This is a genomic window from Streptomyces sp. NPDC026417, from assembly GCF_055567695.1.
This window is the reverse complement of sequence record NZ_JBVHPY010000023.1, coordinates 16,077-30,114: the sequence shown is the minus strand read 5'-3', so window position 1 is coordinate 30,114 and position 14,038 is coordinate 16,077. Positions and strand designations below refer to the sequence as shown.

At 72.1% G+C, this 14,038-nt stretch carries 11 protein-coding genes; 7 read left to right on the top strand and 4 right to left on the bottom strand.

What is annotated here, in order from left to right; all coding sequences use genetic code 11:
• Positions 1-89 precede the first annotated feature (89 nt).
• A complete protein-coding gene (locus ACZ4NT_RS30530; RefSeq protein WP_467728427.1) occupies positions 90-1,553 on the bottom strand; it encodes an FAD-dependent monooxygenase in 1,464 nt (487 codons plus the stop codon).
• Between the two features lie 39 nt (positions 1,554-1,592).
• On the opposite strand from ACZ4NT_RS30530, the gene ACZ4NT_RS30525 reads away from it, so the two are divergent.
• Entirely contained in the window at positions 1,593-2,243 is a 651-nt protein-coding gene (locus ACZ4NT_RS30525; protein ID WP_467728426.1) for a TetR/AcrR family transcriptional regulator C-terminal domain-containing protein, read from the top strand.
• Between the two features lie 29 nt (positions 2,244-2,272).
• Here ACZ4NT_RS30525 and ACZ4NT_RS30520 read toward each other — a convergent pair whose 3' ends face one another.
• The 3 genes from ACZ4NT_RS30520 to ACZ4NT_RS30510 are packed head-to-tail and all read right to left on the bottom strand — an operon-like array spanning position 2,273 to position 5,714.
• The gene (locus ACZ4NT_RS30520) at positions 2,273-3,406 is read right to left on the bottom strand and encodes an acyltransferase family protein (RefSeq protein ID WP_121405629.1); all 1,134 of its coding nucleotides are present in this window, start codon (positions 3,404-3,406) and stop codon (positions 2,273-2,275) included.
• Complete coding sequence (locus ACZ4NT_RS30515) at positions 3,403-4,737, bottom strand: alpha-2,8-polysialyltransferase family protein (protein WP_467728425.1); 1,335 nt, start codon at positions 4,735-4,737, stop codon at positions 3,403-3,405. Before ACZ4NT_RS30515 ends, ACZ4NT_RS30520 begins: the two co-directional genes overlap by 4 nt.
• Positions 4,734-5,714 (bottom strand): glycosyltransferase family 2 protein, encoded by a 981-nt coding sequence (locus ACZ4NT_RS30510; RefSeq protein WP_121405631.1) that lies wholly within the window; start codon positions 5,712-5,714, stop codon positions 4,734-4,736. Before ACZ4NT_RS30510 ends, ACZ4NT_RS30515 begins: the two co-directional genes overlap by 4 nt.
• 198 nt (positions 5,715-5,912) lie before the next feature.
• Between ACZ4NT_RS30510 and ACZ4NT_RS30505 the strand changes: the two genes are divergently transcribed.
• From ACZ4NT_RS30505 to ACZ4NT_RS30480, 6 genes are all read left to right on the top strand, one after another.
• Positions 5,913-7,220: a DUF6716 putative glycosyltransferase gene (locus ACZ4NT_RS30505; RefSeq protein WP_121405632.1), complete on the top strand. Its 1,308-nt coding sequence runs from the start codon at positions 5,913-5,915 to the stop codon at positions 7,218-7,220.
• Between the two features lie 32 nt (positions 7,221-7,252).
• Positions 7,253-8,560 (top strand): N-acylneuraminate cytidylyltransferase, encoded by a 1,308-nt coding sequence (locus tag ACZ4NT_RS30500; protein ID WP_121405633.1) that lies wholly within the window; start codon positions 7,253-7,255, stop codon positions 8,558-8,560.
• A 14-nt stretch (positions 8,561-8,574) separates the two neighbouring features.
• A complete protein-coding gene (locus tag ACZ4NT_RS30495) occupies positions 8,575-9,513 on the top strand; it encodes an N-acetylneuraminate synthase family protein (RefSeq protein WP_121405634.1) in 939 nt (312 codons plus the stop codon).
• 46 nt (positions 9,514-9,559) lie between these two features.
• Positions 9,560-10,678: a hypothetical protein gene (locus tag ACZ4NT_RS30490; protein WP_467728424.1), complete on the top strand. Its 1,119-nt coding sequence runs from the start codon at positions 9,560-9,562 to the stop codon at positions 10,676-10,678.
• Between the two features lie 406 nt (positions 10,679-11,084).
• The gene (locus ACZ4NT_RS30485) at positions 11,085-12,317 is read left to right on the top strand and encodes an amidohydrolase (RefSeq protein ID WP_121405636.1); all 1,233 of its coding nucleotides are present in this window, start codon (positions 11,085-11,087) and stop codon (positions 12,315-12,317) included.
• 504 nt (positions 12,318-12,821) lie between these two features.
• On the top strand, positions 12,822-13,871 hold the full coding sequence (locus ACZ4NT_RS30480) for a BMP family ABC transporter substrate-binding protein (RefSeq protein WP_121405637.1): 1,050 nt from the start codon (positions 12,822-12,824) through the stop codon (positions 13,869-13,871).
• Positions 13,872-14,038: the final 167 nt, after the last annotated feature.

Genomic DNA, 14,038 nt, shown 5'->3' with positions numbered 1-14,038 from the left:
GGGCAACCTCCGGGGGGGGGGTTTTTTCCTTGGTCTTGGGGGTAGGTTTTTTGTTGGCAGTCTCTTTCGGGGGGGAGTCCCGGGCGCGCTCAGCCGCGCCCGCCGGTCCCCGTGACCCGGGCGAGGTAACCGGCCGCGCCCTGTGCCGAGTCGCCGGCCCAGCCCAGGTAGCCGTCCGGGCGGACCAGGAACACGCCGGTGCCGTACGCCTCGTAGGCGGGGATGCGGACCGTGCGCACCGCGTCCCCGTCGAACGCCGGGAGCGAGGCGTCCGTGCCGACCGCGAGCAGGGTCCAGTGCGGGCCGCGGAACACGTCGAAGAGCCGTACGCCGCCGCGCCGTCCGTCCGGCGCGCGGTCTCCCGCGCGCAGGGCGTCCCCGGCGAGAGAGGTCCTGGTCTCCTCGGTGAGCGCCGAGTCCCGGTAGCCCAGGCCCAGTTGCATGGTCGCGGCGCCGCGCCGGACCTCGCCGCGGTGGACCTGGGTGGACAGCCCGAGCACGCTCGCGGCGACGGGCCTGCGCTCGTCCTCGTAGGAGTCGAGGAGCGCGTCGGAAGCTCCGCCGGTGAGCACCGCGGCCAGCTTCCAGCCCAGGTTGTAGGCGTCCTGGACGCTGGTGTTGAGGCCCTGCCCGCCGGCTGGTGAGTGGAGGTGAGCGGCATCGCCGGCCAGGAAGACACGCCCCTCGCGGAAGCGTTCCGCCAGCGCCGTCCGGGGCCGGAAGGCGGAGGCCCAGCGCACCTCGGTCACGGCGTCGGGCGACAGGTGGGAGCGTTCGGCGACGACCTTGCGCAGGCCCTCCAGCGACAGATCGGGCGTCACGCCCGGCGGGAACTGGGCGGTGACCTGGAAGTCCTCCGTTCCGGCCAGCGGGCAGACGGCCAAGAACCCTCCACCGTCCGCGGGCGGGAAGAGGTGCCAGTTGTCGCGGTCGAGGCCGGTGATGCGGACGTCGGCGACCAGGATCGGCTGCGGGTCCACGGTCTCGCCCCGCATGCCGATGCCGAGCGAGCCGCGCACGGCGGAGCGGCCGCCGTCGGCGGCGACGGCGTAGCGGGCGCGGACCGCGGGCCCGGCGGTGAACGAGGCGGTGACGCCCCGCGCGTCCTGGACGAGAGCGGTGAGTTCGCGACCGAACGCCACGTCCCCGCCCAGCTCCCGCAGCCGCGCGTGGAGGATCTGCTGGGTCCGCCACTGGGGCAGCATCCAGGCCCACAGGTACGGCTCCGCCTCCGTCGGCGTGGACTCGTCGAACATCCGGTGCTCGCCCTGGCGTACGCCGTCCCGCCAGATCATGCCCACCGGGTAGCGGCCGCCCGCCGTCCGGATCTCGTCCAGGACCCCGAGGTCGTCCAGGACCTCCAGGGTGCGCGGCTGGAGCCCCTTGCCCCGGGACCCGGGGAAGAGCGTGTCGGCGCGCTCCACGAGCAGGGCGCGCACTCCGCGCCTGGCCAGGTCGATGCCCAGGGCGAGGCCGGTGGGACCGGCGCCGACGATCAGCACGTCCGTCTCCACGACGTCCGCGGACATGTCCTTAACGCTGTTAAGTTCCATGCGGCGCAGCATGCACTTAACGGCGTTAAACTGTCAACCGTGACTGCGAAGAGGGCTCCCAGGCTGGACAAGCGGCTGGTCGCCGGCACCGCCCTGCGGCTGCTCGACGACGTGGGCCTCGACGGGCTCACCCTGCGCGCCATCGCCAAGGAGCTGGACGTCCAGGCGCCCGCCCTGTACTGGCACTTCAAGAACAAGCAGGCGCTGCTCGACGAGATGGCGACGGAGATGTACCGGCGCATGGTGGCGGACGCCACCGTGCCCGCCGACGCCACCTGGCAGGAACGGCTCCTGGGCGCCAACCGGGGCCTGCGCGCGGCGCTGCTCGGCTACCGCGACGGCGCCAAGGTCTTCAGCGGCTCCCGCTTCACGGGCATCGACCACGCCGAGCGGATGGAGGAGCAGCTCCGCTTCTTCACCGGCGCGGGCTTCACGCTCGCCCAGGCCGCCCGCGCCACCACCACGACCTACCTCTTCACCATCGGCTTCGTCACCGAGGAACAGGGGATGCAGCCGCCGCCCGGGCAGTCCGGCGAGGGCTTCGACCTGGAGGAACGCGCCGCGCGCCTGGCCGACTTCCCGCTCGCGGCCGCCGCGGGCCCCGAGATCTTCCAGGACTACGAGCAGGGCTTCGAGGAGGGGCTGCGTCTGGTGGTCGCGGGCATCGAGGCCCGGTACGGGATCGCCTGAGCCGGAGCGGACGTCCGCGCCGGGCCGGGTCAGCGGGCGGCGGTGAGCAGGGCCCGCAGCCGGGGCGCCAGCCGGTCCTCGACGAAGTGGTTCAGCAGCCAGGCCGCGACCAGCATCGTGACGACCGTGAGCGGCAGCGTCCCGTACGACGGGATGTGCAGCGTCCGGTGGTAGGCCTCGACGGCGACCCAGCCCAGGTGCTCGTGGATCAGGTAGAAGGGGTAGGTCAGCGCGCCGGCCGTGGTCAGCCAGCGCCAGTTCGCCCGGCTCAGCCAGCCCAGGGCGATGGCGGCGACGGCCAGATAGCCGAGGGTGACGACCAGGACGATGCCGTACGAGGTGCGGTACGAGAAGAAGTCCGGGTTCGGGGGGTGCCACAGCCGCAGCACCGCGTAGTGCTGGCCGATCAGCCAGCTCACGCCGACGATGCCCCAGGCGTACGCGTCCCGCCGGTCGCGGTGGACGAGGTACAGGCCGACGCCCCCGACGAAGAACGGCGCGTACTCCGGCATCAGGACGACGTCCAGCAGCGGCTGGTGCGCGGTCTGTGCGATCGCCGCGGCCAGTGTCCAGCCCGCGCAGAACAGGATGACGCGCCGCCGGCTCGCCCCGGGCAGCACGATGCACAGCGCGAACAGCGCGTAGAAGCGGACCTCCGCCCACAGCGTCCAGCAGACCCCCAGCACCCGGTCCACGCCCAGGGGTTGCTGGAGCATCGTCAGGTTGACCAGCGCGTCGCTCGGCGAGACCGCGCGGTACGCGACGACGGGCAGCGCGAACACCGCCGTCACCAGGATCACCGCGGCCCAGTAGGAGGGCAGCAGGCGGGAGGCGCGGGAGGCGAAGAACGCGCGCAGCGTGCGGCCCCAGCCGCTCATGCAGATCACGAACCCGCTGATCACGAAGAAGATCTGCACGCCCAGGCAGCCGTAGGCGAACCACGCGTGCAGCGAGGGGAACTGCAGCGTCGGCGAGCTGCCCCACGCCCGGGCGATCTCGCCGTCCCGGCCGCCGTAGTGGTACCCGGCGACCATCAGGGCGGCGATCAGCCGCAACCCGTCGAGCGCACGCAGCCGCGGTGCGTGCACCCGGGGTGCTGTCCGCGGCGGGACGTCACCGTCTTCCGCGGCCGGTGGAGCCGGGGCGCGCAGGGACGTGTTCATCCGCGCCTCGCCCGCTTGAAGGAGCGCGCGCGGCGGGCCACCCGGCGCACCGTCGCGTTCCGCGGCAGGAAGGCGAGCTGGGCGGGGACCGCGCCGGGCAGCGCCAGCGAGGTAAGCCGCCGGCGCTTGAAGTAGCGCCAGGTGCGCGCGTTCAGATGCTGCGTCAGATACCGCTCGGCGGCCGGGCGCAGCTCCGGATAGATCTTCGGCTGCATGGCGAACCCCACCGCTCGCACCAGTCCGGCGAGGTCCGCCCCGTCCGGCCCGGGACGCTGCGCGGCGACCGCCGCCCGGTCCGTCAGCTCCGGCAGCAGCGCGTCCACGACGGTCACGGGGACGCGGTTGCTGTTCTCGTACGGGGTGAGGCGGTCCAGCAGCGTCCCCGTGCCGATGCGCGCCACCGGCAGGCCGTACAGGGCGGACGCGGTGAGCAGCGCCGTGGAGAAGCAGCCGACGACCAGCGCGGGGCGCATCCGCTGGTACAGCACCTCGGCGAGGACCGGGGTGTCGACCACCGTGAGATCGGCGCCCAGCCGCTCGGCCTCCTTCTCCAGCAGGCGCGACCAGCGCGCCGGTGCCGTGGGGTGCGGCTTGAACACCACACGGCTGTGGCCGAGTTCGACGGCACCCCTCAGCATCCGCACGTGGAGGTTCTCCTCCTCCTCGGCGGAGAGGATGCCGAGCGCCGAGAGGTACTGGCCGAGCAGCAGCGCCGGTTCCTCGACGGGCGGCAACGCGTCTCCGGTGTCGCCGAGTTCACCGAGCACCTTGGAGAAGGCGTCCGTCGGCACGATCTCGGGCGCGACGCCGAACTCGGTGAGCAGCAGGGGCGTGAGTCCCGGCACCAGGTCCAGGTGGAGCAGCCGGGTCACGCGCGTGCCGACCAGCGGGTCGATCTTGTTCCGGGTGGGGCCGTAGCTCATCAGGCCGTCCGCGTACACGGTGACGGGCGCGCCCATGAAGATCTGCGCCACCGCGAGGGCCGGGTTCACCTGGATCGACTCGACGGCCAGCTCGACGTCGTCGTCCCCGAGCCGCCAGGCCAGCCGCAGGTGGCGTTCCCACAGCGGCACGTCGTCGGGTCGTGGCGCCCAACCCCCGGGGTGGAAGGGCGAGATCGTCTCGTTCCACGAGATGACCTCGTCGAACCGGCCGCGCAGCCGCGCGAAGCCGGGCATCTCGTCCACGGCGGGCGTCGTCTCCGGTGTCGCCGCGTTGTTGGACACGAGGAGGATGCGCCGGTCGGCGGGCGCGAAACAGTCCGTGTCCAGCGCCGCGGCCAGCGTCGCCGTGCCGTACAGCGTGGACGCCATGAAGATCTGCGTGGTCACGCGGCCACCCCCGTGGCCGGAGCCGGACGGCGGCGCAGCCGGCGCAGCCGTGTCGCCCGCTGGACGTCCATCGAGTCGAGGGCCTCGTCGAGCACGTGCTGCGGCATGCGCCGCAACGCGACGGCGCTCATCGACTTCAATTTCCGTGCCACGGAAGGCTCGAACCTTTCGATGGATCCCAGGTGATGGGAAATGATCGCGCAATAGGTGCGCACGGCCTTGGGCAGCAGAATGTCCGCGTCCCGGTCCGCCGCGGTCTCCGTGACGACCTGGTCGAAGGCGCGGATGAAATCGAGCTGCCGCACGTCCCCGATCTGCGTCAGGGAGGACGCCACCCCGCGCCGGTAGAACACACCGAGCAGCCCCACGGTGGCGAAGGATTCCGCCTCCCGGTGCAGCTTCCAGATCCACGGCCGGTCCTCCGCCGTCCGCAGCCCGTCGGTGAAGTGCAGCAGGCCCCGGTCGACCAGCCGGCGGTGGTAGATGCCCGCCCAGGCGTAGGCGTAGTCGACGGAGGTGGAACGGTCGGCGGGCAGGATCGCGTCGCGCGGACGCAGGACGACCCCCCGGCGGCCGTGCGGCACCCGGTGGACGGTGCGGGCCCGGGCGGTGCACTGGACGTGGTCCGTACGGACGAAGTCGCAGCCCAGGTCCTCGATGGCGGCGAGCAACTGCTCGTAGTAGCCGGGGGCGAGCCAGTCGTCCCCGTCGAGGAAGGTGAGGTATTCGCCGCGCGCCGCGTCGATGCCGGTGTTGCGCGCGGTCGCCAGTCCTCCGTTCTCCTGGTGTCTGACATGCACCGCGCCCGGGAGCTCGCGCTCGGCGCGCGCGAGAATGTCCGGTGTCTCGTCGCGAGAACAGTCGTCGACAAGAATGAATTCGAAGTCGTCGCGTGTGTTCGCACGCAGACTCTTCAAAGTGTCGGGCGCGTATTGCTGCACGTTGTAGAACGGCACGATGACGGAGAGCTTGACCACCCGAGTGACGTTATGCGGCGGCCCGGCATTCGTCTTGACCGTTGGTGAGATGCAAGGTGAACGACGCGTGGCGAAGCCGTGAACCCAGCTGATTCCGAACGCGATCGGGGCCCGATTCCCCATTCGTCGATGTGCTGTTAACCGTTTGTTGCATTCGGGTTGGGCCGCACCTCTCTCTCGCTTCCTAGCGTCGTCGACGTGCCAGCAAGTACCAGGAAGTCCCTGCGGATCGCCGTCCTCGCGGATTCCGACACCCGGTGGAAATGGGGTTCGCTCACCGCGAACCGCATGGCCCCGGCCGAATCGGACATCCGGCTCGACGGCTTCCTGCTGCGCGGCCGCGCCACGCCCACCGCCCGCCAGCTCGACGAAGTCGGCGTCCGGCCGGACTCGCTCCGCGAGGTCACCGGCGTCGAGTTCCTGCGCGCCGTCGGGCCGGGGTCGTACGACATCGTCGTGCTCGCCCTCGTCGGCGGTGCCGTCCAGGCGATGCTGCACGGCCTGGGCCGGGCGTGGGACGGACGGACCAGGCGGCCGGTGGTCGTCACCGGTTACGTCGGCGTCGTCTACGAGAAGCTCGCCGACGGCCTGCTGCTGCGGCACGGCGCGGACCTGGTCCTCGCCAACTCCCGCCAGGACGCGGACCGTTTCCGGGCGGTGTACGAGGGAGTCGGTGCCGACGCCTCCGCGGTGACCGAGGTGGCCCTGCCCTTCCTCGGGGGCGCCGGCTACACGCGGCACGACCCGTACACGGTCGTCTTCGCCGCCCAGCCCTCCGTGCCCGAGACCCGCAAGGACCGCGTCTACCTGCTCGACCGCCTGATCCGGCACGCACGGCTGCACCCGGACCGCGAGGTCCTGCTGAAGCTGCGCTCCCGGCCCGGCGAACACACCACCCACATCGAGGAACTGCCCTATCAGAAGCTCGCGGAGAAGGCGGACGCACCCGCCAACTTCCGGCTGGTGTACGGGCACATGGGCGAGGTGCTGGACCGCACCGACCTGCTGGTCACGATCAGCTCCACGGCGGCGCTGGAGTCCCTGCACCGCCGCGTCCCCACCGTCGTCCTGACCGACCTCGGGGTGCGCGAGGCGCTCGGCAACCACCACTTCGTGGGCTCCGGTTGCCTGGCCTCCTGGGACCGGCTCGACGCCGGTCACGAGCCGGTGCCCGACCCGGCGTGGCTGGCCCGGCAGGGCGTCGCCGCCGACGGCTCGTACGAGACGGCCTTCGACGCCGCGCGCACCCGCATCGCCGAACTCCTCTCCGCCGCCCGGCTCCCGCGGCTCGCGCCCTACTACACGCCCGCCACTGCGCCCGGTTATCTGCCCGGCGTCCTCGCCCGCCACCACCTCGCCCCCGACGGCAGCCCCCTGCCCGGCGCACCCGCCGCCGACAAGGCGCCGAGCCCCGTACGGCAGATCGTGCGGCGCGCGGCCCGCGGCGCCTACCGCCACGGCGTCCAGCGCGTCGCACCCGTCATCCGGCGGATGGGGGAGCTGTGAGCGTCCCGAACCCCTCCCAAGGAGTACAGCCAATGTCCCAACCGGAAGCGGGCCAAGCGGCGCCGGTACGCCGCGTGCTCGCGGTGATCCCCGCACGCGGCGGCTCCAAGGGCGTGCCCGCCAAGAACCTCACCCCGGTCGGCGGTGTGCCCCTGGTGGCGCGCGCCGTGCGGGAGTGCCGGTCGGCCCGCCTCGTCACGGACGTCGTGGTCTCCACCGACGACACCGCGATCGCCGCGGCGGCCCGCGCGGCCGGTGCCGAGGTCGTCCTGCGGCCCGCCGCCATCGCCGGCGACACCGCCACCTCCGAGGCCGCGGTCCTGCACGCCATGGAGGCCCACGAGGCCCTGCACGGCGCCCCGGTCGACGTGGTGCTGCTCGTCCAGTGCACCAGCCCCTTCATCGTCCGGGAGGACATCGACGGCGTCGTCCGCGCGGTCGTCGAGAAGGGCGCGGACACGGCGCTGACCGTGGCCCCCTTCCACGGCTTCGTGTGGCGCGACGGCGACGACGAACCCGCCGCCCCGGTCGCGGCCGGCCCCGGACGCACCACCGCCGTGAACGGTACGGACACGCTCGTCGCCGGCACCGAGACCAGCGGCGGCTACGGCATCAACCACGACAAGTCCTTCCGCCCCCGCCGCCAGGACCGCCCCCAGGACCTCCTGGAGACCGGCGCCGTCTACGGCATGGACGCGACGGGCTTCCGCACCGCCCGGCACCGCTTCTTCGGGCGTACGGAACTCGTCCGCACCGACCCCGCGCGGGTGCTGGAGATCGACGACCCGCACGACCTCGCCCGCGCCCGCGCGCTGGCCCCCCTTCTCGATGCGGGCCGTCCCGGCTCGCTGCCGACCGCCGCGGACATCGACGCGGTCGTACTCGACTTCGACGGCACCCAGACCGACGACAGGGTGCTGATCGACTCCGACGGACGGGAGTTCGTCTCCGTGCATCGCGGGGACGGCCTCGGTGTCGCAGCCCTGCGCCGCAGCGGCCTGTCGATGCTGATCCTGTCCACGGAACAGAACCCGGTCGTCGCCGCCCGGGGCCGGAAGCTCAAGATCCCGGTCCTGCACGGCATCGACCGGAAAGACCTCGCACTGAAGCAGTGGTGCGAGGAGCAGGGCATCGCGCCTGAGCGCGTGCTCTACGTCGGCAACGACGTCAACGACCTTCCGTGCTTCGCCCTCGTGGGCTGGCCCGTGGCGGTCGCGAGCGCCCACGACGTCGTGCGCGGCGCCGCACGCGCGGTCACCACCGTCCCCGGCGGCGACGGCGCGATCCGAGAGATCGCCAGCTGGATCCTCGGCCCTTCTCTCGACTCCCTCGACAGGTAAGGAACATCTCCACCATGAGCACCAACTCCCGCCTCCGCACCTTCGGTTCGAAGACCGCCGGTCCGGGCCGGCCCGTCTACATCACCGGTGAGATCGGCATCAACCACAACGGTGACCTGGACAACGCCTTCAAGCTGATCGACGTGGCCGCCGAGGCCGGCTGCGACGCCGTCAAGTTCCAGAAGCGCACCCCCGAGATCTGCACCCCGCGCGACCAGTGGGACATCGAGCGCGACACCCCCTGGGGCCGCATGACCTACATCGACTACCGCCACCGCGTGGAGTTCGGCGAGGAGGAGTACCGCCGGATCGACGAGCACTGCCGGAAGCGCGGCATCGACTGGTTCGCCTCCCCGTGGGACACCGAGGCCGTCGCTTTCCTGGAGAAGTTCGACGTGCCCGCCCACAAGGTCGCGTCCGCGTCGCTGACCGACGACGAACTGCTGCGGGCCCTGCGCTCCACGGGCCGCACCGTCATCCTCTCCACCGGCATGTCGACGCCGAAGCAGATCCGGCACGCCGTCGAGGTCCTCGGCAGCGACAACATCCTGATGTGCCACGCCACGTCGACGTACCCGGCCCAGGCCGAGGAGCTCAACCTCCGCGTCATCAACACCCTCCAGGCCGAGTACCCCAACGTCCCGATCGGCTACTCCGGCCACGAGACGGGCCTGCAGACCACGCTCGCCGCGGTGGCCCTCGGCGCCGCCTTCGTCGAGCGTCACATCACCCTCGACCGCGCCATGTGGGGCTCCGACCAGGCCGCCTCCGTCGAGCCGCAGGGCCTGACCCGCCTCGTCCGCGACATCCGCACCATCGAGGCCTCCCTCGGCGACGGCGTCAAGAAGGTCTACGAGTCCGAGCTCGGCCCGATGAAGAAGCTGCGCCGGGTCTCGGGCGTCGTCGCGGAGGCGGAGATCGCCGCGGCGGCGGGCGAGCCGGTCGCGGTCTGATCACTCCCCCCACTTCCACCCTCACGGAAGCGACGGTCGTACGTCGATGAACCCCCGCGCCGGTTCCGCCGGCACCCGCCCGAAGAAGCCGGACACCCTCGCGTTCGTCGAGAGCCCGGTGCAACTCCTCAACGTGCTGGAGTGGGCACACACCCAAGGCCTCCGCACGGAGGAGGGCACTGCACCGGCACCCGGCGCGGGGCTCACGCTCGTCGTCCTCTCCCCGACCGACCCCATGACCCGAGGACAGCTGCGCCGCATGGCCGAACTGGCCCGCGACGAGGGCTACGAGGTCCGGTGGGAGGAGGCCCGGGGCGGCACGGCGGCCCCCTTCCACACCATCGGCGGCCTCTTCCGGCTGCTGCGCAGGGCCCGCCGCATCGTGATGGGCGACCCCTTCTCCCGTTACGTACAGCTGCTGTTGACCATCACCCGCGCCCGCGACCTGGTGGTCGTGGACGACGGCACGGCGACGATGGAGTTCATCGCCCAACTCGGCCGCGGCGAACGCTTGGTGCGCTGGCACCGGCGAGGCGGCCGGCCCGGCGCGCGCGATCTGCTGTTCGCGCCGGTGTCGGCTTCCGCGCGCCGCCGGCTGACCCCGGCCGGCCACCGCTCGGTCGAGGTCTTCTCCTCCATGCCGATCGACGCGGCGCCCGAGGGGGTCCGCGTCACCCCCAACGACTTCACCTGGACCCGGGCCCGCTTCGGCCCCCCGCGCATCACCAAGGGCGCGGACCTGGTGGGCACCTCGCTCGTCGAGACGGGCGTGGTCGACCCGGACCGCTACCTGGACGCGGTCCGCTCCCTGGCCGAGGCGCACGGCGCGACGCGCTACTTCGCCCACCGCCGCGAGAGCCCCGACAAGCTCCGCCACCTGGCCGCCGTGACGGGCCTGGAGATCGTCCGGCCCGACCTCCCCCTCGAACTGATCGCCCGCCGGGGCCCCATCGGCCGCACCATCCTGAGCTTCCCCTCGACCGTGGTCCACACCCTGCCGCTGGCCCTGGCCGGCACCGAGGTCCGCGTCGCCGTCTGCGACATCGACCCGACCTGGCTCACCCGGAACGCCTCCCCCCGCGCCCAGGGCTTCCTCTCCGGCGTCACCGGCACGGCCCGGGACGTCCACCGCCTCCCGGCGGTCGCGCACACCGCCCCTGCGTAGCGGCCCGGCGACAGGACGTCACCGCATCCCGGGGCCGATCTCGCGTGTGACTCGGTCGTCGGTGGTGTCCGGCGAGGTGCGGGCCCGATCTGTGGCACCGTGGAGGAGGGAATGGGCTCGGGCACCCCGAGCGTTGTTCTCCATGTGGGGCTCCGTGGGCCGTGCCCGGCGGAGCGGATCGAGAGCCGACCGTCCGACCGACGGAAGGGTCGATGGCGACCGAAGGGCCTGATCAAACGGCCTGGTTCAAGATCCAATCGCCCGGAGAGGCGGGCGAGTTTACCCAGCCCGGCCGATACCTATGCGCCGGGCGGCCAGATTTTCTTCCCCTAACGGGCTGAAGTTTTGTTGATCGTGGGTCGGCTGGCCGCCCGATCGCCCTACCCTTCAGAGGGTGAACCAACTGATGTCCCGAGAGTCCGAGGCCGACAAACCCGGAGAAGCAGTGCTTCCCGGTGCGCTGCCCGAGGCACTGCGCGCCGAACTCGTGGCCTTCCGCCGCGACTTGCACATGCACCCGGAGCTCGGCAACCAGGAGTTCCGTACGACCGCGGCGATCAAGGCCCGCCTGGAGCAGGCGGGTCTCGCGCCGCGCGTGCTCGACAGCGGCACCGGACTCGTATGTGACATCGGTCTCGGCGAGGGGGAGCGGCCCGGCGGCCGCCCCATGCTCGCCCTGCGCGCCGACCTCGACGCGCTGCCCATCCCGGACACCAAAGCGGACTGCGCGTACCGCTCGACCGTCCCGGACCGCGCCCACGCCTGCGGGCACGACGTGCACACGACCGTCGTGCTCGGCGCCGGCCTGGTCCTCGCCGAGCTGCACCGCACCGGGCGGCTGCCCCACCCCGTGCGGCTGGTCTTCCAGCCCGCCGAGGAGGTCCTGCCCGGCGGCGCGCTCGACGCCATCGAGTCCGGGGCGCTGGAAGGCGTCGGCCGGATCATCGCCGTGCACTGCGACCCGAAGGTGGACGCGGGGCGCATCGGCCTGCGGCACGGCCCGATCACGTCCGCGTGCGACCGGCTCGAAGTGTCACTGGACGGCCCCGGCGGCCACACCGCGCGGCCCCACCTCACCACCGACCTCGTCACCGCCGCCGCCCGCGTCGCCGTGGACGTCCCCGCCGTGGTCGGCCGCCGCGTCGACGCGCGCAGCGGACTCTCCGTGACCTGGGGGCGCATCGAGTCCGGCCACGCCTGCAACGTCATCCCGCAGCACGCCGAGCTGTCCGGGACCGTGCGGTGCCTGGATCTGGACGCCTGGCGGCAGGCGCCCGACCTGCTGCACGCGGCGATCGACGAGGTCGCCGCCCTGCACGGCGCCAAGTCGGAGATCAACTACGTCCGCGGCGTCCCGCCCGTCGTCAACGACCCGGTCGTCGCCGACCTGCTGCGCGACGCCATGACCGCCCGCCTCGGACCGCACTCCGTCGAGGACACCACGCAGAGCCTGGGCGGCGAGGACTTCTCCTGGTACCTGGAGCAGGTGCCCGGCGCGATGGCCAGGCTCGGTGTGCGCACGCCCGGCGAGCGCGGTGGCCGCGACCTGCACCAGGGCGACTTCGACGCCGACGAATCGGCGATCAAGGTGGGCGTGGAGCTCTTCACGGCGGCGGCCCTCCTGGACGCGGCGGCCTAGGGGGGGTGCCGTTCGGATCCATTCGGGTCCGCGGCGCCTGGCACGGCACCCCGCCGCGGTGTCGCGCCACCCGAGTACGCCCGGCACGCGGGTCGTGCTCCGCCTTGCGACGCACCGCACCGGGCGCCGCGGCCTGATCCGAGCCGATCCCGGCGACACCCCCTGGCCGGAACGGCCGACGGCCCGGGACCCGCGGGCCCGCGGGCGAGGGCCGCGGGCGCTCCGGTCGCGCCCTCCGCCCTCCCGCAGTAGCGTGAGCAGCGGTTGGACACAGCCACTCGCGCCGTCACGCAGACTTCACCCCCGCATGCACGGCGTGGCGGCCGCGAGGGCGGTTGTGTCCGCAGAAGCGGCCCATTCGAGCTCTCGGTTCACAAGGACGTAACCGGCCATCGGCACGAATGGGTAACGGCCGGGGGAACCCCGTTCCCTCCAGGGTCTACGCGCGTTAATGTGCGCCGAACTCAGCACCCACTGCGGGGCTTTGGAGAAGGGGAACTTCGGATGCGTCGTATTTCCAGCCTGACCCGTGTCGCGGTGGGGGTCGCGTCGCTCGCACTCGCGGCCACGGCCTGCGGCGGTACCAGTGACGAAGGCGACAGCGGCGGCGAGAGCAAGGGCGACAAGGGCCTCGCCATCGCGTACGACATCGGCGGCAAGGGCGACCAGTCCTTCAACGACGCCGCGTTCGCCGGCCTGGAGAAGGCGCAGAAGGAGTTCGGCTACAAGACGGCCGACATCGAGCCCAACGAAGGCGAGACCGACGCCGACAAGGAGCAGCGCCTGGCCTCGCTGGCCAAGCAGGGCTACAACCCCGTGATCGGCATCGGCTTCGCCTACGGTCCCGCGATGGAGAAGGTCGCGGCGAAGTACCCGAAGACCAGCTTCGGCATCGTGGACTCGGTCGTCGAGGGCAAGAACGTCGCGTCCCTCGTCTTCGCCGAGCAGGAGGCCTCCTACCTCGCCGGTGTCGCGGCCGCCAAGGCCACCAAGTCGAACACCGTCGGCTTCGTGGGCGGTGTGGACGTCCCGCTGATCCACAAGTTCGAGGCGGGCTACAAGCAGGGCGTCCAGGACACCAACTCCAAGGTCAAGGTGCTCTCGCAGTACCTCACCCAGACGGCGGAGGAGGGCGGCTTCTCCAGCCCCGACAAGGGCAAGGCCGCGGCCGAGGGCCAGATCGAGAAGGGTGCCGACGTCCTCTACGCGGCTGCCGGCCTCTCCGGCCAGGGCGTGATCGAGGCCGCCGCCAAGAACAAGGTGTGGGCGATCGGCGTCGACTCCGACCAGTACAACCAGAAGGCGCTGGCCACCTACAAGGACTACATCCTGACCTCCGCGCTCAAGGACGTCGGCGGCTCGGTGTACGCGCTGGCCAAGTCGGTCCACGACGGCAAGCCGCTGAACGGCACGCAGACGTTCGACCTGAAGGTCGACGGCGTGGGCCTCGCCGACAGCAACCCGAAGATGGCGGAGATCCCCGGCCTCACCGACGCGGTGGCCAAGGCCAAGGAAGGCATCGTCGACGGCACCATCAAGGTCAAGACCGAGTAGTGCCGGTGACGGGCTGACGCCCGTCGGCGCCCTCGCGGGCGAACACGGCCGAAGCGGTACGGAGCGGGGGGGGGGGGGGGGGGGGGAGCACTGGCGCGCACTCTCCGCCGCGGTGCGTCCTACAACAACACCCCACTCGCGCGGCGCCGCGCGGGTCGTGGGGCGGG